This is a genomic window from Algoriphagus aquatilis, from assembly GCF_042657405.1.
Lineage (GTDB): Bacteria > Bacteroidota > Bacteroidia > Cytophagales > Cyclobacteriaceae > Algoriphagus > Algoriphagus aquatilis.
In genome coordinates this window covers 75,016-94,864 of the sequence record NZ_JBHSKS010000009.1, presented here as the reverse complement: position 1 = coordinate 94,864, position 19,849 = coordinate 75,016, and the positions used below count along the sequence as shown (strand labels likewise).

At 41.3% G+C, this 19,849-nt stretch carries 18 protein-coding genes; 10 read left to right on the top strand and 8 right to left on the bottom strand.

Features of this window, described 5'->3' with window-relative positions:
- Positions 1 to 19 precede the first annotated feature (19 nt).
- The 4 genes from gcvH (at position 20) to ACFPIK_RS12285 (ending at position 2,378) form a co-directional block, all read left to right on the top strand.
- Positions 20 to 397, top strand: a complete 378-nt coding sequence (gene gcvH, locus ACFPIK_RS12300) for a glycine cleavage system protein GcvH (RefSeq protein ID WP_377915667.1) — start codon at positions 20 to 22, stop codon at positions 395 to 397.
- 9 nt (positions 398 to 406) lie between these two features.
- Positions 407 to 778: a VanZ family protein gene (locus ACFPIK_RS12295; RefSeq protein WP_377915665.1), complete on the top strand. Its 372-nt coding sequence runs from the start codon at positions 407 to 409 to the stop codon at positions 776 to 778.
- Positions 779 to 844: 66 nt separating this feature from the next.
- Entirely contained in the window at positions 845 to 1,525 is a 681-nt protein-coding gene (locus tag ACFPIK_RS12290; RefSeq protein ID WP_377915663.1) for an energy transducer TonB, read from the top strand.
- A gap of 184 nt (positions 1,526 to 1,709) precedes the next feature.
- Positions 1,710 to 2,378, top strand: coding sequence for an energy transducer TonB (locus tag ACFPIK_RS12285; protein ID WP_377915661.1), 669 nt, complete (start codon positions 1,710 to 1,712; stop codon positions 2,376 to 2,378).
- Positions 2,379 to 2,419: 41 nt separating this feature from the next.
- Here ACFPIK_RS12285 and ACFPIK_RS12280 read toward each other — a convergent pair whose 3' ends face one another.
- The 3 genes from ACFPIK_RS12280 to ACFPIK_RS12270 are packed head-to-tail and all read right to left on the bottom strand — an operon-like array spanning position 2,420 to position 7,695.
- Positions 2,420 to 3,298 (bottom strand): YicC/YloC family endoribonuclease, encoded by an 879-nt coding sequence (locus ACFPIK_RS12280; protein WP_377915659.1) that lies wholly within the window; start codon positions 3,296 to 3,298, stop codon positions 2,420 to 2,422.
- Positions 3,299 to 3,309: 11 nt separating this feature from the next.
- A complete protein-coding gene (locus ACFPIK_RS12275) occupies positions 3,310 to 6,609 on the bottom strand; it encodes a biopolymer transporter Tol (protein ID WP_377915657.1) in 3,300 nt (1,099 codons plus the stop codon).
- A gap of 21 nt (positions 6,610 to 6,630) precedes the next feature.
- On the bottom strand, positions 6,631 to 7,695 hold the full coding sequence (locus ACFPIK_RS12270; RefSeq protein WP_377915655.1) for an NAD(P)/FAD-dependent oxidoreductase: 1,065 nt from the start codon (positions 7,693 to 7,695) through the stop codon (positions 6,631 to 6,633).
- 37 nt (positions 7,696 to 7,732) lie between these two features.
- Here ACFPIK_RS12270 and ACFPIK_RS12265 point away from each other — a divergent pair, with 37 nt between their 5' ends.
- Genes ACFPIK_RS12265 through ACFPIK_RS12245 form a run of 5 tightly spaced genes read left to right on the top strand, consistent with a single transcriptional unit; the run spans position 7,733 to position 14,784 of the window.
- Complete coding sequence (locus ACFPIK_RS12265; RefSeq protein WP_417281686.1) at positions 7,733 to 8,386, top strand: MBL fold metallo-hydrolase; 654 nt, start codon at positions 7,733 to 7,735, stop codon at positions 8,384 to 8,386.
- Positions 8,387 to 8,442: 56 nt separating this feature from the next.
- The gene (locus ACFPIK_RS12260; protein WP_377915651.1) at positions 8,443 to 9,075 is read left to right on the top strand and encodes a CDP-alcohol phosphatidyltransferase family protein; all 633 of its coding nucleotides are present in this window, start codon (positions 8,443 to 8,445) and stop codon (positions 9,073 to 9,075) included.
- Positions 9,072 to 12,302, top strand: coding sequence for a type IX secretion system sortase PorU (gene porU, locus ACFPIK_RS12255; RefSeq protein WP_377915649.1), 3,231 nt, complete (start codon positions 9,072 to 9,074; stop codon positions 12,300 to 12,302). Before ACFPIK_RS12260 ends, porU begins: the two co-directional genes overlap by 4 nt.
- Positions 12,299 to 13,513: a type IX secretion system outer membrane channel protein PorV gene (porV, locus tag ACFPIK_RS12250; protein WP_377915647.1), complete on the top strand. Its 1,215-nt coding sequence runs from the start codon at positions 12,299 to 12,301 to the stop codon at positions 13,511 to 13,513. The genes porU and porV overlap by 4 nt, the downstream gene beginning before the upstream one ends.
- Complete coding sequence (locus ACFPIK_RS12245; RefSeq protein WP_377915645.1) at positions 13,513 to 14,784, top strand: M16 family metallopeptidase; 1,272 nt, start codon at positions 13,513 to 13,515, stop codon at positions 14,782 to 14,784. The genes porV and ACFPIK_RS12245 overlap by 1 nt, the downstream gene beginning before the upstream one ends.
- Here the strand turns inward: ACFPIK_RS12245 and ACFPIK_RS12240 are convergent, their stop codons facing one another.
- From ACFPIK_RS12240 to ACFPIK_RS12230, 3 genes are read right to left on the bottom strand one after another with little or no spacing between them, the layout of a single operon-like run.
- The gene (locus tag ACFPIK_RS12240) at positions 14,785 to 15,735 is read right to left on the bottom strand and encodes a glycosyltransferase (protein ID WP_377915643.1); all 951 of its coding nucleotides are present in this window, start codon (positions 15,733 to 15,735) and stop codon (positions 14,785 to 14,787) included.
- A complete protein-coding gene (locus tag ACFPIK_RS12235; protein WP_377915641.1) occupies positions 15,728 to 16,639 on the bottom strand; it encodes a hypothetical protein in 912 nt (303 codons plus the stop codon). Before ACFPIK_RS12235 ends, ACFPIK_RS12240 begins: the two co-directional genes overlap by 8 nt.
- Positions 16,629 to 17,069, bottom strand: coding sequence for a sugar 3,4-ketoisomerase (locus tag ACFPIK_RS12230; RefSeq protein WP_377915639.1), 441 nt, complete (start codon positions 17,067 to 17,069; stop codon positions 16,629 to 16,631). The genes ACFPIK_RS12235 and ACFPIK_RS12230 overlap by 11 nt, the downstream gene beginning before the upstream one ends.
- A gap of 83 nt (positions 17,070 to 17,152) precedes the next feature.
- Here ACFPIK_RS12230 and ACFPIK_RS12225 point away from each other — a divergent pair, with 83 nt between their 5' ends.
- The gene (locus ACFPIK_RS12225; RefSeq protein ID WP_377915637.1) at positions 17,153 to 17,767 is read left to right on the top strand and encodes an IMPACT family protein; all 615 of its coding nucleotides are present in this window, start codon (positions 17,153 to 17,155) and stop codon (positions 17,765 to 17,767) included.
- Here ACFPIK_RS12225 and ACFPIK_RS12220 read toward each other — a convergent pair.
- Positions 17,754 to 18,359, bottom strand: coding sequence for a 3'-5' exonuclease (locus ACFPIK_RS12220; RefSeq protein ID WP_377915635.1), 606 nt, complete (start codon positions 18,357 to 18,359; stop codon positions 17,754 to 17,756). The genes ACFPIK_RS12225 and ACFPIK_RS12220 overlap by 14 nt on opposite strands.
- A complete protein-coding gene (gene nhaC, locus ACFPIK_RS12215; RefSeq protein ID WP_377915633.1) occupies positions 18,356 to 19,813 on the bottom strand; it encodes a Na+/H+ antiporter NhaC in 1,458 nt (485 codons plus the stop codon). Before nhaC ends, ACFPIK_RS12220 begins: the two co-directional genes overlap by 4 nt.
- Positions 19,814 to 19,849 lie beyond the last annotated feature (36 nt).

Here is a 19,849-nt window from a genome sequence, read left to right as displayed (position 1 = left end):
GAACTGAATAAATACCCATATGAATTTCCCACAAGAACTTAAGTACACCAAAGACCACGAATGGGTCAAAATTGAAGGAGACATTGCTACAGTCGGCATTACAGACTTTGCTCAAAAAGAATTGGGTGACATTGTCTATGTAGAAGTAGAGACGGTCGGTGAGACCATTGAAGCCGGCGAAGTATTTGGAACAGTGGAAGCTGTTAAGACAGTTTCTGACCTCTTCATGCCTCTGACTGGAGAAATTCTTGAGTTCAATTCAGAATTGGAATCATCACCTGAAATGGTAAATGAATCTCCATATGAAAACGGCTGGATGGTAAAGGTGAAAATTAGTGGAGATCTTCCTTCCGACTTAATGGATGCCGATTCTTACAAAGAATTAATTGGAGAGTAATTTTTACTCGTGAGATTATTCCTAGCGGTTTCTTGGTTAATCTTCCTTTCCCTGGCAATGCTGACTCCAGGAAAAAGCTTACCGGATGTGAATCTGTTTGATTTCCAGGATAAACTCATCCATCTGCTTTGTTTCATCACTCAGTCCTACCTATGGTGTGGAATTGGGGTAGACAAGTCAGGGAAAATTCCAACAAATAAGCGGCTCTGGTTCAACTTTGCCATGTTTGGAATTTTAATAGGGATCTTCCTAGAGACTGCACAGCTATTAATCCCCAATCGAGCATTTGAATGGATGGATTTGATAGTCAATATTTTTGGAGGATCTATTGGGTTTTTGGCATATTTAAGATGGCCGTCCATTAAATTCATTTTGGAATAATCTACGATTATTATTACACTTGTTACTTAAATAAGAAAGAATTAACCTGTATAAACCAAATTCGCCATGGAAGTAAAAAAGACTCCTAGTGCTGACTTAACCAAGAAGGTAGGTATGTTCACCAACCTTGGTTTGGCAGTTGCTGTAGGTCTCACACTTGCTGCCTTCGAATACAAGTCTTACGATGACTCGGGGCTTAAAGACCTGGGTAACGTGAATGACAACTTCGAAGAATTGCTCGATGTGCCTATCACCGAACAGCCACCACCACCACCGCCACCACCACCGATGGAACAGCCTATCATTGAGGAGATTCCTGATGAGGTAAAAATCGAAGAAAAGATCGAAGTTAACTTTGACGTGGACGTGAAAGAAACTACGGTTATCAAGGAAGTAGTAATTGCTGAAGCTCCTGTTGTAGAAAAGGCAGACGAAATCTTTGACGTGGTGGAAACACAGCCTAATCCTCCGGGTGGAATGTCAGGTTGGAATGAGTACCTTTCCAAAAACCTTAAATATCCAACTCAAGCGAGAAGAATGGGTATTGAAGGTACCGTAATCGTAGTATTCGTTATCAACACAGATGGTTCTATTCAAGACGTAGAAGTTTTGAGAGGAATCGGTGGCGGTTGTGACGAAGAAGCTGTAAAAGTTGTACAAAATGCTCCTAAATGGGAACCAGGAAAGCAAAGAGGACGTGCAGTACGTACTCGTATGAGACTTCCGATCCGATTTAAGCTTAGCTAATTCGAAAGAGGCTGTTTAAAACAGCCTCTTTTTTTTGCCAATTTCTTCTTACAGTTTATAAACATTTTGTTTTCGAAAGTCATCAGAATAAATATTTACTTTTTAATTAGTTAAAATATGTTACATCAGTAAGTGAATCCAAGGAGTAAAGAGTATATTCCTCTATACAAAAAACCTTACTGCCATGGAACACAAAAAAAATCCCTCCAAGGATCTTTCAAAATGGAAAGGTGCCTTAACCCATTTAGGATTGGCTATGTCAATCGGCGCAGTGTTGGTGGCTTTCGAATGGAAAGCATATGAGGATACTCCTCTGATCACAATCACAGATCAAAACAGCAATTGGGAAGAAGATTTCTTGCCACCAATTACGATAATCACACCCCCTGCTCCACCGGTACTGCCGACACAAATCAAGGAAATCGATAATACAATAAAACTCAATCCACAGGAATTCCCCATTATTGATATTGATCTACCCGGTAATGATCCGATAGCACCAATCGAGCTGGAGGAGCCACCCAAGGAAACAGCTCCGGAAATTGTGGACTTCACTGAAGTAATGGCCTCATTTAAAGGCGGAATGGAAGCATGGTATACTTACCTAAAGGACAATCTAAAGTACCCCCGTCAGGAACAAAAGCTTGGGATTGAAGGCACCGTGATCCTAAGATTTGTGATAAATACTGATGGATCAATCCAAGACGTGGAAATCGTGCGATCAGCAAGTGAGGGTTTAGACCAAGCGGCCCTAAATGTCATTAAAAACTCACCGAATTGGAATCCTGGAAAAAATGGTGGCCGGGCAGTTAGATCAAGAATGACCATTCCTATCAAATTCAAGTTGAATTAACCTAATAAAAGCAAAAGGGCCTTAAATTGGCCCTTTTGCTTTTATAGTACATTCAATGATTGTTCCTTGATTTTCTCCAGCTCATCTTTCATGCGTATGACATACTTCTGAATCTCAGCGTCATTCGCCTTGGATCCAATCGTATTTATTTCCCTCCCGATTTCCTGAGATATAAATCCAAGCTTTTTACCCTGAGCAGATTCAATATCGATTGTCTTTAGGAAGTAATTAAGGTGTGTTTCCAAACGAACCAATTCTTCGGTGATGTCGATCTTTTCGAAGTAATAAATCATCTCCTGCTCAAAGCGATTGGCATCAAAAGAGTTTTCTTCTAGCCATTGCTGAAAGTGCCCCTTAATCCTATTCTTGATGCGATCTTTTCTAATGGGATCAAGTACTTTTATGGCCTCAAGACCTTCAATGATGATTTGAATATTTTCATTCAACTTTTGGCCCAATACTTCTCCTTCATCATTTCTAAATTTTTCACACTTCTCTAAGGCTGAGGATATGACTTTTTTGACCTGATCCCAAGCATCCACATCCTCCTTATCACCCGAAACCGAAGTAATGACATTAGGGGCTTGAAGAGCAAGCTTGAATAAGTCTGCAGGTTTTTCTCCTACCAAGGCAGACAATTTATTGAATTGCTGATAGTAAGTCTGGAAAAGCTCTTCGTTAATCGAGACAGGCAGATCTTGCCCCTCTTTGGATACAAACTCAATAGAAAGGCTGACTTTACCTCGATCCAATACTTGCTGGACCATTGCCCTGATTTCAGGCTCTTTGTCAGAAAACTGTCTCGGACTACGAAGTGACAGATCCAAAAATTTGGAATTCAATGATCGAACTTCTACATGAATAGTCATCCGATCATTTTCAAAGCCGGCTACGCCGTAGCCAGTCATGGATTTAATCATGAGTGGGTGGATTAGAAATTATATCCCAAGGTAAAATAAAACTTGAGATCCTCTGTCTGATAATTTCGAACGGGGCGTGCTACATCAAATTTGACATAGTAGTTCAGTAGAACTGTTCTTAGACCAGCACCATAACTTTGAAGCCATGGATTATTGAAATTATTTAAAACTATGACAAAGGGGGAACCTGTAGTGTTGATCACTTCTGTATTTTGATCATTTACCCTTTCCCAAGGTGCTGCATCATTCCAAGCAGAACCTAAGTCATAGAATCCTACCAATTGGAAATTTCTCACAAAATTGGATGTAATGCTTCCCCGAGTCAGGTAAGAGAATACCGGAATTCTGAGTTCAGTAGTAAATGTAAACACGTTTCTACCTCTAATTTCATCATAATCATATCCACGAAGATCAACGAAGTCTGCAAAAAGGACATTTGAGTTTTCTACCCCTGATGGATTCCTTACAGGAGATGGCTCAGGTCTATTGATCGGCGGATTATAAAACTCATTGAAAAGCCAGTTATCCATTCCTCCTACCAGGTAATTCTGAGGATTTGCTCCCATAAATGATCCATAATAGAGCTTTGAAGCCAACACGATGTTTTTATGGATTTTTTGATAATTACGGAAATCCAGGTAAAAATTGCTGAAGGATCGATCTCCGTGATTCAAACCTTGATAATGCGTAAAGCCAATCTTTCCTTTGGTGCCCGTGAAAGTGTAAAGTCCCATAGGCTCAGTTCTGTCATAAACGAATTCAGCCTTTCCCCCCAAATAATTTACATCAAACCGGTTTTGCTCAGGCACCTTTCCGTAAGTAATTGAATCTGAGTTGAGGTTAAAATACTGGGTTTTTGCCAGAAAAGGAGCAGCATAAACTCTAGAATGGATATTGAAAGGATAAGAAACTCCAGCTTCAACTTTTGTCAAGACATACTTCTGAAAAGTGATATCATCTTCTGTAAGCCTTACCGTTTTACGGTCATATCTGCCTCTAAAATCAAGTCTTGACTTTAAGTATTCATATTCAAAATACACATCACCTCCTGAATTAAAGTCTAAAGACGTCATGATTCCACCCATAAATACATGGTTGTCGAGAATATCGGTCATTTTCCCATTGAGGCTAATACCGAATCCTCTTAAAGGATCAACCACTGCTCGGGTATTGATGTTATTGGTGAAAAACTGAGGTTCCATCTGTCTGGGACCAGAAACTTTCTTCAAAAGGCTCTGCTTTCTGAATGCTTCCAAGAGATTAGATCTTCCATCTGTCCTATTTGCTCCCTCTGTTTGTTGAGTTGGATTTGTGGAAGGAAGAGAATCAAAAGTGTAATCCTCCGTATTGACCCCTTTTTTGGATTCAAATCTTAATCTATCCAAGCTGATAGCAGAAGTCTTTTTGGCCAACGTATCCACCTGAACTGGGGGTGATGCAAATTCGGGCTGCGAAACTGGAGGGGTAGGAACTGGTGAAGGAGAATTTTTTGCTTCAAGTAATCTTCTCGCCGCAAGTCTTTCGTTCAGATCCTTCGCCTGAGCAAGCTGCACACGAGGGGTGCTGGGTGTAAACTGATCCACGCCACTGAAACCTTCCACAAACAGATAGGACTCTTTTCCATTACGGACAGCGTAGGCAATTTTGTTCATCCTATTCGTCACATCAAATAATTCCACGCTCTTGTCATAAGCTGAGATTTGACTGGAAATTTGATTTCCTATGCTATGCCGCATGATGTTGGTGATCCCACTCAAATCACTCAAATAAAGAATGGAATTACTATTCAGCTTTCGGGGCATCAAGTTTTTACTGTTCGCATTGGTCAACTTGGAAAATGTGGTGGTGTCCTTTAGGACTTGAGCCATGTACAAATTGAACTGGGTTGGCAATACTTTGATATCCGGTGTGGTGGTGAGCACTGAATCGGGTAACTCTGTAAAATTTGTGGAATAAATGATCGTTGAATCATTTAAAAATACCGGGGTAAGGTCATCAAAAATATCATTGGTCAATCGCTTACCCTGACCTCTTACGTTTAACGTGTAAATATCCGTTCTCCCGTTAGAAATCGCGGACAATACCATATTTCGACCTGAATCATTGAAATCCAGACTCAAAATCTGAGTGATGTTTCTCAGAAAAATTTTATCCTGAGATGTGCCGTCAATGGAGCGCTGACGCAGCGTAGTAAACCCTCTTTTGAAAGATGCAATGGCAATATTGGCTGAATCTCTCCAAGCAATAATTGGTGAACTCAAATTAGGAGGAAGTTCTTCATACTTTGCCCCGCCTTGATAGACAGTTTGTTCAGAGCCTGAAGAGAGATCTCTAACAATCACTTTGAATTTACCGGCATTGTTGAGCACATAAGCCAGCTTCAGACCATCAGGGCTGAACTTGACATCAGATATCGCTCCATCTACTCTGGAAGAAGTAGAAGCAATGGCATTTTTGGAATTTACATTTTTGAAGGAATTGTAAACCGGCTCGTTGACTTTCAAGTAAAACTGCTGCCAGTCATTGAAAAAAGTCTTGATGTTCAGCCCAATGGTATTGGCGATACTATTTTCCTCATTTCTATTGATTCTGGAAAGATTGAGAATACTGGAGACATATCTTCGACCGTATTTTTCAGAAATGTAATTCCATATAGACTGACCAACCAATCCTGCTTCTATTCCTGTCAGGTTATGGATTTTAGGACTTGTATTATCTTTTAAAAACTGGCGGGTAAAATCATCCATTTCTCTACTCCAACCTTTGGCCAGGTAAAGCGCAACCCCATCCACATACCAATCCGGAAAATCATTGATCAAATTAGCCTGAAAAGCATCAGCCACTGAAGCACCATACAGCATCTCTCGAATAATGACCTTGGCTGTAGCAAAAATCACATCCTCCTTAAACTGATCCATACGGCCACGATAGGCTACTTCGGCAATCAGTCGGGTAAATTTGGTCTGACCCTCTTCGGTGTATTGCTGAGCATTCAGATCTAAATTGCTCTGGAGCCTCTCCTCCGGAGAATTGTAAATGTAAATTTTTGGCTTTGTATAAGCGACGTATCCGATGTTTTGGGTGATTTTATCAAACTCTGCCTCCAAAAAATCAATAGCCATTTTGGCATTGGGTCCACCTCTATCGTAGTAGTAGACTTCAAAATTATTGGAAGAGTAGAAATACCAGTTGATTTCTTTGTGCTGTACCCTGTTTTTTCCAAATCGCTCTTGGTCAAACTGAGCCTCAGCACCAGATATCCCAAGAAAAAACGTAACTAAAAACAGGAATCGAAAGACCAGAATTCGCATTCGAGACAGAATTGATAAGTTTTAAATATACTTAAAATACCTAGAGATGTCCACTTCTTTAAGCAAAGGCTTTGAGTGTAGAATAAAGTCTCTCATCATCAGACTAAAGTAAGGAACTAAGGAAACACCTTTGGCCCCAAAACCATTGAAGATGTAAACGCTTTGATCCGTCGGATGTTTACCCAAAAATGGTTTTCGATCTTTGGTAGCGGGCCGAATCCCATACTTATGCGAGGTTACCTCTGAAACTCCCACCTTTACTAGTTCCTCCAATTTTTCCAACAGCTCCTTTTTGGCGGAATCGGTTGGTCCTTGATCCAAGTCGTGCCATGTGTAGGTGGACCCAACTCGAATTGTTCCATTTTCCAATGGGACTCTAAAAACTCCCCGATTGACTATGTAATCAGGAAAAAAGTCCTGCTTCACTTCGAGGATTTCCCCCTTAACTGGTGCAAAGGGCAAAAAAGAGAAGAAACGTGACTTCATGGCTCCAAGACCACTACAGTAAACCAGATTTTTGGAATGAATCCCTTTGTATTCCCAACCTGCGGAGGTCTTTTTCAGCTTATCTTCTTCAAAGTTTTCGAATACTACTCTTTCTCCAAAATAGGAAGACATGCTCTCAAGCAGTTCATTGATATTCAACCAACCCGCCATCTTCAGCAAAACTCCACCGAAGGGATCTTTCAACTCCTTGTATTGGCTTTCTGTAAAAATTGCCTCTACAAATCGTTGGATTTCAGGATCACTCGAATGTCCCATCCATTCATTTTGCTCTTCAACAGAAAGAAACGGACGGTAGATTTTTTCCGAATTGAGAAACTTCTTCCCTGTCTGAGCTTCCAACTCTTTATAAAAGGGCTCAATATGTGGAAACAACACCTCTCCCAGCCAGGTTTTGACCATTTTTCTTCCCGTGACCGGGTTATAAAGCCCCGCTGCAATTCTACTGCTTTGATTTTGATCCGGTGTGTCAAAAACCAATATCCGATAACCTTCTTTTTGAAGAAGATACCCCATTGCTGTGCCAGCAAGACCTTGTCCAATGATTAAAAAATCAATTTCCATGTCCCAAATTAAACTCATAATTCCTTACTTTGCTGAGGTCACGAAGACTTTTCCAATGCTTCACATTAAGTTATTCACCTTCAATCCTTTTCAGGAAAACACCTATTTGATCTATGACGAATCAAAAGAAGCAACCTTGATCGATCCGGGGTGTTTCACGCATGCTGAAAAAAGGGAATTGGAAGATTTTATCCTATCGGAAAACCTGAAAGTAACCCAACTTCTCAACACGCACTGTCACATTGACCATGTGCTGGGAAATGCATGGGCTATAAAAAAATTTGGAATCCCCCTTCAAATCCACCCCAATGAAACATCCGTGTTGAAATCGGTGGAAGTTTATGCCCCGAATTATGGTTTTCAAGGATATGAATCGACAGAAGCAGAAAAGTATCTTGAAGAAGGCCAGGAAATTTGGGTTGGTAAAGAAAAACTCTCTGTCATTTTTGTTCCGGGACATTCCCCGGGTCATGTCGTTTTTTACCACGCCGAAAGCAAACAATGCATTGCAGGCGATACGCTTTTTAAAGGAAGCATCGGACGAACTGACTTACCAGGAGGAAACCATAACCTACTTTTGAATAAAATCAAAAACCAACTTTTTGCTTTACCTGATGAGACCGTAGTCTACCCAGGACATGGCCCGGAAACCACCATTGGATTTGAAAAAATTTACAATCCTTTCGTAGGAGAAAGAGCATTCCATTGAAAATCAAATCTCACATACCCAATACTATTACACTCCTGAATTTATTTTCAGGTGTGATGGGAATCATCTGGGTGCTTGACGGACAACTACTCTACGGTGCTTATTTCGTTTTAATTGCAGCGGGTTTTGATTTTTTGGATGGTTTTGTAGCCAGATTACTGAAAGTCCAAAGCGAAATAGGGAAAGAACTGGATTCACTGGCAGATGTGGTTTCTTTTGGAGTGCTGCCTGGAATCATGTTGTTTACGATGGTCAGAGATCAGGCTGAACTGCCATGGCTTCCCTATCTTACACTGATCGTCCCCATGCTTTCCGCATACCGATTGGCAAAGTTTAATTTGGACACCCGACAAACTGATCGTTTTATTGGATTACCCACTCCGGCTAATGCATTGTTTATTTCGGCTTTGCCACATTTGGGATTGGAAATGGAGTCAATTGGCGATTTTCTGACATCTCCTTGGGTAATCGTCGGGCTTGCTTGGATTTTCGCGATTTTGCTTATTTCAGAACTTCCTTTAATCGCTCTCAAATTCAAGGATTTTAAGCTTGGAAATAATAAGATGCGGTTTGCTCTGGTTGGCATCAGCTTGGTTTGTTTTGCTTGGATGCAGCTGGCAGGTATCCCACTTTTGATTTTGGCGTATATTGCTTTATCGATTTTAGAGCAAGCCATCGGAAGTGAATGAGGAAGAAGGTCCATCTGTATTTTCTACTATTTTTCTTTGGGGCAATTAGCCCGATTTCATTTGCACAATCTTCCTTGTTAAAGTTTGGAGTCATCAAGAGTGGCGTGTACAAAATCACAGAAACTAAAGCTCGACAACTAGGCTTCCGGAATCTTTCTGAGATTTCACTTTATGGCTATCCTGGTATGTTGCCTCAAAAACTGGATTCCGCTCAGCTTTCCCATCAAGAAATCCCAGCTTGGCAATCCGGAAATGCTCTATTTTTTTACCTCGAAGGACCAATCCAATCAAGATTTGATGAGCAAACAGAGATTGAGTTTACTCATCATTTCTACACGGATACGCTTTACTATCTGATTGGAAGGAATTTGAATCCAAGGCGGATTAGTGAAATCCCAGGAAATTCATCAAATCCTTCCAATGATGTCTGGTATTCATTTCAATGGCTAAAAGAGGAAAAAACAAATGTCCTAAACTCGGGTCGATCTTGGTATTCCGACCCCATTAGACAAGGGCAAGGATTGGCTGTCAATTTTGGAATCAACTCCTCCTCAAATGCCCCTTGGCTTTTAAAATCTAACCTGATGGCCCAATCCTCCGGCACCTCTCAACTGAGAATCCTCACCGGAGATGAGCTGATCAGGGAGACAAGCTTTAATCCAATCCCATCGACTACTTATGGCCTCAAGGGTCGTGAAGAAACCGTTAACCTTGAATTTTCTCCTCCAAATGGAAGGCTAAATCAGCTCCGATTTACCTTTCAGGGTTCAGGCGCAGGGTATTTGGACTATGTGACAGTAGGCATTCCTTATTCAGGAGACCAACTTCCTGAGGGGATTTTCCATGGAAAAAAGGATGGTTTGGTGAAACTAATTCCCAACAAGAAAATCTGGGAGATCAGTGATTTTTATAATCCAAAAGCTTTTGGGATTGGAAATTCAGGCTTAGGAAAAAGCTGGGTTGTATTTACGGAATCCAATGTACCAGAACTCAAAAACTTCCAAACCCTAGCTTCAACTCCTCTTACTCCTTCAAACGCTGAACTGGTAATTATCTCTGTTCCCCAATTCAAACAAGCTGCTGAGCGCCTAAAAGCTCATAAGGTAGCGTCAGGTATTTCGACTGATGTGGTATTTGTCCAAGACATTTTTGATTGGTTCGGATATGGCAATCGGGACGTGACCGCCATTCGGAATTTTATAGCAGCAAATTTTCACGCTGGAAAAAAGCTCAAAAATGTCCTGATTCTGGGCAAAGGGACTTTCGATTACAAAAACAAACTCAAGGGAAGGCCAAATCTCATCCCCATCTACACCAGCAATAGTAGCTTGGATCCTTTGACCACCTACAGTTCGGATGACTATTTAGCGCTGATTGATTGGGGACAAGGCGAATGGGAAGAGTCGACAGCTGGTGATGAAGGATTACAAATAGGAATCGGCAGAATACCTGCGATCAATTTCAGGGAAGTCAATACCTGGGTAGATAAAATTATCTCCTACGAAAATCTAGACCAAAAATTCCTCCCATCCAGTGTCCTGACTTTCCTAGCAGACGATGGCGACAATGCCATTCACATGCGTGATGCAGAGGTTCACGCAAATTATTTAACTCAAAATCATCCATTTTTCCGTAGTGAAAAACTTTACCTCGATCGATTCGAACAGGTGAAAAATGGAACAAGACAGCGTTCGACAGCTATAAGTCAAGCACTTGAAAAATCGCTCGACAGAGGATCACTTTTTGTCAACTACATCGGGCACGGCAACGAAACTACGCTCACTGCGGAGGAAATTTTCAAAGTGCCTGATTTGGAAAATTGGACTACCCAAAACCAGCTCGCACTTTGGGTGACAGCGACCTGCGAATTTGGCAGACACGACAGTCCATTCTTGAGGTCCGCCGCAGAAGAACTACTTTTCGCGCAAGGAAAAGGGGCTATGGGCTTATTGACCACTGGAAGGCCTGTCTTTAGCAGCATTAATTTCAAACTGAATCAGGCCTTTACCCAGGAGATTTTTAAAACTGAAAACGGAATCTATCAAGACCTCGGAAGCATCTATCTCAACACCAAAATCAAGAGCCAAAACGGACCATTAAATCGGAATTTTTCACTTTTGGGAGATCCAAGTCTGAGGCTCAAGGTTCCAGATTTAGGAATAAAAATCTCCTCCATCATAGAGGTAAATACTAAAAATCCTATTGATACGCTACGTTCATTGGATCAAGTAGAAGTGACAGGGGAAATTATTGAACCCTTGGTGGGTTCTTCCATCTCCAATTTCAACGGTCACTTACAAGTAGAACTTTGGGGCAGCCCGGAAAACCAAAAAACCTTAGGCGACGAAAATCCTGAATTTGAATTTCAAGAGGAAAACAACCTTCTGTTTAAAGGCGAAGGAGAAATCAATAACGGGAAATTCACCACACGTATGATCATCCCCAAAGAAGTCTCAAAAGAAAAGACTAGCCTAAACCTTCGTATATCAGCTATAGACGAGAAAACCAAAAGTTATGCAGGAGGTCTACTTCAAGCAAAAATTGACGGAACGATCGATGCACCATCATCAGATCAGGCGGGTCCCATCATTCTCGTAGAGGTAAAGGGAGAATCCAAGACATCGTTCACTATTTCTTCAAAACAGATTCGAGTCACTGCCAAATTTGAAGACATCAGCGGGATACATCTCTCAGCTTTAAATCCTGAAAAGATTCTTCGGGTGCGGGTTAATGGAATTAAAACCATCTTGATTAATGAATTTTACCGTGCGAAAGGTGGTGATTTCAAACACGGTGAGGCAGCATTCACTATTTCAGGCTTAGAAGAAGGATCCAATGAAGTGGAGATTTTGGCTTGGGATAATGTAGGAAACAGCAGTAAGCTGGAGTTTAGGATCGAAGTACGAGGAAGTGAGCAAATAAAAATTCTTGAACACTTGGTTTATCCAAACCCCAGCTCAGATCAAAGCAACTTTTATTTTATTCATAACCGGCCGGGAGAAAACTTAATGGCTACTTTAGAAGTATATTCACTTTCTGGTCAGATACTTTTTTCGGAGTCCAGACGTTTAGTCAAAGCTCAGGAAATGATCAACGATTGGAACTGGATTTTTTTCCAGAGCAAATCAAAATATCCAGGGAAAGGAACTTATATTTACAACTTATCGCTCTACTCAGAATCGGATTTCACCTCAGATTCTGTAAGCGGAAAACTGGTGATTCAATGAATAAAAAGGCCATTTTAGGAAGGAAAAGCATACTCTCGATAGTTTTTGCCTTGGCTGGATTTTCTTCTTTTGCACAGAATAGTGTGATCATTTCGGGTCAGGATCCTGACCGAAGGGTAATCACCACAGCTGTCCCTTTCCTTAATTTTGCTCCTGATTCCAGACATTCTGCCATGGGTGATGTAGGGGTAGCTACCTCGCCTGATGCGAATTCAGCTCATTGGAATGCAGGTAAGTTAGCTTTCATCAAAGATGACTTGGGGTTTTCTCTTTCTTATTCACCTTGGCTCGGCAAGTTGGTGAATGACATGTCCCTTAATTATTTGTCTGGCTTCAAAAAAATCGATGAAAATTCCGCTTGGGGATTCGATGTCAGGTATTTCAATATGGGTGACATCGAATTGACCGACGGAAGAGGCAATCCCATCGGAGAGTTTAATCCGAGAGATATTGCCATCGGTGGGACATATTCCAGAAAATTATCCCAAAACTTGGGTTTAGGTATTTCAGCAAGATTCATTCATTCTAATTTGTCAGGCTCTATTTCATCAGTTGGTGGAGCAGAAGCAAGACCGGGCACTGGCGTGGGTGCAGATATTGGACTATACTATCAAAAACCAACCTTCATTGGTTCAAAAGAGGGAACTTGGTCCTGGGGTGTAACTTTGACCAATTTAGGCCCCAAAATCACTTACAATAGCGCAGAAGACCTCGATTACATACCCACCAACCTTAGAATCGGTACAGCTTATAAAATCAACTTCAATGAGCTCAATTCATTGACTTTCATCCTAGACGCAAATAAACTGATGGTTCCGACACCACCAATTTATAGAACCAATCAGGATGGTACCTTGGCAACCGACGAAAACGGAAATCTAATCATTGCTGCTGGTCAAGATCCTAATCGAGCACTCATTTCAGGGATGTTTGGTTCGTTCTCAGATGCTCCGGGAGGATTTCAAGAGGAGATGAGTGAGTTCACTGTATCATTTGGAATGGAATACCTCTACACCGAGAAATTTGCCTTAAGAACAGGTTATTTTTATGAAGATAAAACCAAAGGTGGAAGACGCTATTTCACCATGGGATTAGGTTTTAATATGAAACGTCTAGGTTTAGATTTCTCATACTTGGTTCCTCAGGTACAAAATCATCCCCTTGCTGAGACGTTAAGATTTTCGCTTCGCTATTCGATTACCTCCAATTAATGGCATTAGACAGATCTAAGGCACCTGAATTTAAAATTCCATCAGATTTCGAATTAATCTCTCCGGTTAAGTTTAGTCTTAACACAGGAATCAGTGTTTATTTTTTCAAAACTCCCGGAATAGAAGCCGTGAAGCTGGAGGTAATTGGGAAAAGTGCACGGGGTCGCATCCCCCAAGAACATGTGCTGATCCCCTCTTTCACACTTCAAATGATTTTAGAAGGGACAAGAGATTTTTCAGAAGAGGAATTGTCTGAGTTTTTCGACTTTCATGCTACCGAAGCCCAGCCTGTTCTCTCCTATACCCATGAGGGCTTTAGCCTATTGAGTACCAAAAAGCACATGGAGGCAGTTCTTCCCAGATTCATCTCACTTTTTACTCAGGCTACTTTTCCATCAGAAAACCTTGAAAAACGAAAATCTCAACGAAGATTAAGTTTGAAACTGGAAAAAGAAAAATCTTCTTCGAGATCAAGTCAATTATTTAGGACCGCTCTTTTCGGGGCAGAACACCTCTATGGCCAGGAGGTAAATGAAGAACATATTGATCTCATTACCTCCGACCTGCTGAAAGATTATTACCTAAATCACCTTTGGCAGAATTGCGAAATATTCCTCTCCGGTGATTTAGATCAAAGCCAGCTTAACCATCTAAGTAAATGGCTAGAAAAAATCCCCTCACGGGAAGTGACAGATGAAGGACTGGATCGACCTGTACAAACCACTCTAAAAATCCATGAGGCACGAAAGGATGCCCTTCAGAGTAGTCTAAGAATCGGAGATTGGTCAATTTCAAAATCGCATCCAGACTTCCATGCCCTCTCTGTTTTCAATACCATTTTGGGAGGGTATTTCGGTTCTAGACTGGTCAAAAATATCCGGGAAGACAAGGGACACACCTATGGAATCAGCTCTTCGTTGGTCGAACTTGGAGATTATAACTATTGGGTGATTGGTGCAGATGTCCAAAAAGCCCATCTCAACGAAGTGATCCAAGAAGTCTATATCGAAATCAACAGGCTAAGTACAGAACTTGTCTCGGAAGATGAGCTTGAAATTTTAAGAAACTACCTAGTCGGTCAAATGCTCAGCAAATTCAGCTCTTCTTTTGATCTGATGGATAGGTTCAAATCGGTACATCACTCAGGGCTTAATTTATCCTATTATCGTCAAAAATTGGATTATTTAAAAAAAGTCACTCCGCAAGATTTACTCAGGATCGGCCAGACCTACTTTTCAAACCCTCGATTTATAGAAGTTTCGGTTGGATAATCAGGTGAGTCTTAGGTAAAGCCAAGAAATATCCCAGGCTTTCTTTGCCCATAATCGATAAAGAGAAAAGGAAAAACCCTTCATTCCAAGCTCCTCTCCCATTTGGACCAGTTCACGGGCTGAGTCAAAATTTGCAGACCATAGGGCATGCTTAAGTTCATATTGGATTCGATCAGCCAACGCTTTGTTTTCCTCCGGATACAAGTTCATCAACTTGATCTTTGAGCAAACCCTTACCGTACTTGGAAGCATTTGGGATTGGTATCTTTTATATTGCTGCGATGACATGGACTCCCCATGGAGTCGCTTCAAAACACCCATGTGGTCTGAAAATACCACCGGATATTTTCTTGCTAGTCGGAGTTGGATATCAAAGTCTTCATAAAACAAGGTCTCATCGTATCCTCCTTCCTTCCGTAGAATAGGAGCATTAAAAACCATCGTGGGGGAGCAGATGAAATTACGCTTGATCAGCGTCTCATAAATATTGGATAGTTCGATCTCTTCCTTTAATTCCCCTGCTGAGTTTCTAGGGTAAAAGGTTCGGATTTGTGATTTTTCATCCAACAAATAGGCATCAGAAAATACAAACGCCGCAAACGGTGCCCCTCTAAGCTCTTTGATCGAGGTAGACAAATGCTCTGGATACAATAAATCATCTCCAGAGAGATCGATCAAATATTGACTGGTGGTTTGATTCAAAAACTGATTGAAAAGCCGACAGTAGGGCTGAGGCTCTTTGAAAGAATGGAACTCGACTACCAAATGGCCCGACCGCTGATCTATCCATTCTTTGATTCGCTCAGAAGTCTGATCCGTACTTCCATTATCGATGACAATCAGCTCCTTGGAGTAATAGTCCTGCTGCTTGACACTTTCCAATGTCTCCGAGATCCACTTCTCATGGTTGTAGGCTATACAGATGACGGTTACTTTTTCTGCATCATTCATAGAAAAATCTCCTAGTCCAGGTGACTTTATTACTTACATCATTGGAAAACCGAGCTTTAAAGAACATCAGACCTGAATTAATCCCGGAATCGACCTCTGAACTTCCGAGGTCAATAAACTCAGTTTTTTGCTCTGCCGCAAGCTGAAATAAACTTTGAAGCAGCAAGTCGCCTCCGTTGGAAATATTGGAATTTGGACGGATGGCCGATTGGTAATAATACATGGATTCGGGAAGCAATTTGACAGCCAAGGAATGTGCAATTGGTTCAGTTCCCTGAATGAGACTGATTTGAAAATATCGTTCAGGGAACTCAGAAACTTGATGAATTAGCCTATTCTCATCAAATAACGTCAGGTAACCTCTTTCAGAATTCCAATTTCGTATGTCATACAAAAAATTAAAATTCTGGACTGCCCCCTTTTTCACGCTTAAACCTAATGACTGAAGAGTTTTTTTGTTCTTATCAGAAAAAGCCTTCACTTCACTTTTAAGTTTTTTCTTACCCAGAAAAAACTGATGACTTTGTATTGCTTCAGGTTTAAATCCCTCCTTGAAAAGCACGTTCCCGATGAATTCACTGTATTTTTCATAAGGTTTGGGAGGCTGAATAACTTTAACTGTAGAGCATTTCAGACGCTGAAGTTCAATTAGAATCTCTTTGATGAAAAATTGGAGTTCGTCGGAATGAATCTGACCCGGAATCCAAACTCCACCGAAAGGCAAATTTGGAAGAGAAACTGCCTCTCCATTTTGTTGAATCACCACATGTAAGATGGCTTTTAATTTTTCCTTTTTAAATAAACGAAAGGTCAACTTCTGCACATCCGCCGACGAATCAGAATGCGACAAAAAATAAGGGTGATCCAAGGGAAGAGATTCTGATATCTGAATTTTAACGGACATTTTCTCGAAGTCTTTCAAAATAATCCTTATCTCTGATGTAATCCTCTTCTGAAAATTCCCTGTCGGAAAGTCCTAGAACTACCGAGCCATCTGTACAAACCACCTCTACCCAATTAAGTGGAGGAATATAAATCCCTTCCGAGGGCTTATCGAGGCTAAACAAATGTGTTTTACCATCGACACTCAATACGTTGACGATCACCTTTCCAGCAATCGCCACCAAGACTTGGCATTCCCGCCAATGAGCATGACTGCCTCTGACATCACCATCCGCCACCCCAGTGATCCAAAAACAACGATGGATCCCATTTCGAAAAAGCGACCGATCCTCCCAAAAATGAACAGAACCATGTTGACTTATCACGCCCGGTATATCCAATCGGAAAGGATAGTCTACGCTAATTTTTTGGGTAAAATCAGTATACTCCATGCCTAAAATTAAGTGAAATCAAACTAAGAAGCGGTTAGCCAAAAGTTAATTTTCTATTTTCATGACTCCTTATCAAAGTCCAAATGAGTAAACCATTAGACCAAGACGCATTTTTAACAATTTCGAGAAAGAGTACAGGACTTTACAAGGATAAGGGGAGTAAGTTTCTATATTTTTCTTTCCCGGTGGAAAATGAAGAAGAGATCAAAACCGAATTGGCAATCCTGAGAAAAATCTATTTTGACGCTAGTCATCACTGTTATGCGTGGGTTTTAGGCCCTAAAGGGACTCAATTCAGGGCCAATGACGATGGCGAACCTAATCATTCTGCAGGCGATCCCATTTTGGGGCAGATTCGATCCCATCAACTTACGAATGTTCTTATCGTAGTAGTCCGGTATTTTGGCGGAACCAAACTGGGTGTGAGTGGATTAATCCAAGCCTACAAAATCTCCGCTTCCATGGCTATTGAAGACAGTGATATCATCGAAAAAAGGGTCATGGAGGATTTAGTAATCCAATTTGGCTATCCTCAAATGAATGAAGTCATGAAAATCGTGAAATCAGAAAGCCTTGAAATCAAAAATCAGATCCTTGGCTTAGACTGTCAAATAACACTTAGGATGAGGAAAGGTATTCTAGTTTTGGTGAAAGAAAAGCTTGAGGAAATTGAGAGTTTGGTGGTTAAATCCGATTGAAAAGCTCATCCAAGTATCCTTCTTGCCGAAGCACCTGAAACACCTCCAAACAAGCCCAAGCATCTGTAGCTGCATATCGAAGCTGCTTTTCCGTAAGTTTTTCGGCCTCCCAATTGGAGACTTGCTCTGTCTTGGAAATCCTCATTTTCAAGACCATGCCGCAGAGATTTCTAACCCCCACATTGTGGAAACCCACTTTTTTCAATTCATCATTCAAATCAAAAAATGATTGTGGGTAAAAGGAATCGGTTAGTTTACGGAGTGCTTTGAGGTCATCATGGACAGCTGCTCCCACTTTTACCAGATTCTCTTTTTCCAGGAGATTTCTCAAAGGCGGAGGAAACCCAACCAGATGAAGGCGGAATAGAAAGGCTTGCTCAGAAGTAGACAACTGAAGCAGCGAAACATGATTAAACTGTCCTTTGCGAAAGGAAGGTTTGGTTTCAGTGTCAAAACCTATAATTCGTTGGTCCTCCAGAAAATCCACGGCTTCCTCCACTTGGTCAGGACGATCAATCACATAGATTTTTCCCTCAAATTGACCTAATGGCAATTCGTTTATCTCTTCTTTGGAAATGCTAAATGGGATCATACCAACTCTTCTTCCGGCTCGTAATAGGAAATTCCCAAATTAAAATAGCCATACAAGATGGTCATCAACGGGCTGATGATATTAAAAAAGCAATAGGGAGCATAAGTCAATGTGGCTACTCCCAACACCGAGGCTTGAGTAGCTCCACAGGTGTTCCATGGCACCAACACCGAGGTAACTGTAGCAGAATCTTCCAGAGTCCTACTGAGATTTTCAGGTTTTAATCCTCTTTTTCGATAGACGTCGGCATACATTCTACCGGGAACCAAAATCGCCAAGTATTGATCCGAGGTAGTGATATTGAAAAAGACACAGGTGGCGGCAGTGGATGCGATCAATGAACCGACTCGGTGTACCTTTCGGATCACAGCTTCTGCCATGACCTTCAGCATCCCGCTTTCCTCCATAATTCCGCCAAATACCATCGCGCAGATAATCAGCCAAATCGTATTAAGCATCCCTCCCATTCCTCTGGTGACCAGCAATTCATTAACGATATCATTGGATGTAACCACTCCGATTTCTCCAAAGAGAGCCATCATGACAGATTTGAAACCCAGGTATGAGTATGCCCCCTCTTCTGATGCTACTTCTTTGATAATTTCCGGTTGGAAAATCAGTGCAAAAACACCTCCCAAAAGAGCTCCTGTCAACAGCGCAGGCAATGCAGGTACTCGTTTGATAATCATTACCAAGACCACTGCTGGAACGATAAACAACATTGGGTTAATGTTGAATTTGGAAGAAATCACCGCAGAAATTGTCTTCACATCCTCCACACTTCCTGATGTCTCGTAGTTTAGTCCGATGACAATAAATAGAATCAGGGTAATAAGCATGGTCGGAATGGTTGTTTTTGCCATATGCCGAATATGAGTAAAGAGATCCGTCCCTGCCATTGCAGGCGCAAGATTGGTCGTATCAGAAAGTGGCGACATCTTATCTCCAAAATAAGCACCCGAGATAATAGCCCCTGCAATAATCCCCTCCTCAAATCCCAAAGCCTTTCCAATCCCTAATAGTGCCACACCTACTGTGGCCACAGTGGTCCAACTGCTACCCGTGGCGATTGAGACGATCGCACTTATAAAGCATGCCGCAAACAAAAAAATCACAGGACTCAAAACCATAAGTCCATAGTAAATCATAGCAGGTACAATCCCACTAAGCAACCAAGTACCCGCAAGTGCTCCAATCAAAAACAAAATCAGAATACTACTCATGGCAGAGCTGATGCTCTTTACAATACCTTCTTGGAGTGTCTCCCAAGAATATCCCAGTTTAAATACCGCAACAATGCCTGCAACAGTTGCAGAAAGAATCAATACAATTTGATTAGAACCAGCTAAACCGTCTGTCCCAAAAATTCGGATATTGATGATCAACAAAACAATCAAAAAAACTAAGGGAATCAGTGCATCATACACTTTGGGAGCTTTGGGCATTCCTTTCATTCAGTCAATATAGGTATGTGAAATAGGCTTGAATCT

Coding starts and splice junctions, on each gene's coding strand:
- ACFPIK_RS12230 (WP_377915639.1), bottom strand. CDS start 17,069: ATGGAGTATACTGATTTTACCCAAAAAATTAGCGTAGACTATCCTTTC.
- ACFPIK_RS12220 (WP_377915635.1), bottom strand. CDS start 18,359: ATGATCCCATTTAGCATTTCCAAAGAAGAGATAAACGAATTGCCATTA.
- ACFPIK_RS12270 (WP_377915655.1), bottom strand. CDS start 7,695: ATGAGTTTAATTTGGGACATGGAAATTGATTTTTTAATCATTGGACAA.
- ACFPIK_RS12275 (WP_377915657.1), bottom strand. CDS start 6,609: ATGCGAATTCTGGTCTTTCGATTCCTGTTTTTAGTTACGTTTTTTCTT.
- ACFPIK_RS12245 (WP_377915645.1), top strand. CDS start 13,513: ATGGCATTAGACAGATCTAAGGCACCTGAATTTAAAATTCCATCAGAT.
- ACFPIK_RS12225 (WP_377915637.1), top strand. CDS start 17,153: ATGAGTAAACCATTAGACCAAGACGCATTTTTAACAATTTCGAGAAAG.
- ACFPIK_RS12285 (WP_377915661.1), top strand. CDS start 1,710: ATGGAACACAAAAAAAATCCCTCCAAGGATCTTTCAAAATGGAAAGGT.
- porV (WP_377915647.1), top strand. CDS start 12,299: ATGAATAAAAAGGCCATTTTAGGAAGGAAAAGCATACTCTCGATAGTT.
- ACFPIK_RS12240 (WP_377915643.1), bottom strand. CDS start 15,735: ATGAATGATGCAGAAAAAGTAACCGTCATCTGTATAGCCTACAACCAT.
- ACFPIK_RS12265 (WP_417281686.1), top strand. CDS start 7,733: ATGCTTCACATTAAGTTATTCACCTTCAATCCTTTTCAGGAAAACACC.
- ACFPIK_RS12235 (WP_377915641.1), bottom strand. CDS start 16,639: ATGTCCGTTAAAATTCAGATATCAGAATCTCTTCCCTTGGATCACCCT.
- porU (WP_377915649.1), top strand. CDS start 9,072: ATGAGGAAGAAGGTCCATCTGTATTTTCTACTATTTTTCTTTGGGGCA.
- ACFPIK_RS12260 (WP_377915651.1), top strand. CDS start 8,443: ATGGGAATCATCTGGGTGCTTGACGGACAACTACTCTACGGTGCTTAT.
- ACFPIK_RS12290 (WP_377915663.1), top strand. CDS start 845: ATGGAAGTAAAAAAGACTCCTAGTGCTGACTTAACCAAGAAGGTAGGT.
- ACFPIK_RS12280 (WP_377915659.1), bottom strand. CDS start 3,298: ATGATTAAATCCATGACTGGCTACGGCGTAGCCGGCTTTGAAAATGAT.
- nhaC (WP_377915633.1), bottom strand. CDS start 19,813: ATGAAAGGAATGCCCAAAGCTCCCAAAGTGTATGATGCACTGATTCCC.
- gcvH (WP_377915667.1), top strand. CDS start 20: ATGAATTTCCCACAAGAACTTAAGTACACCAAAGACCACGAATGGGTC.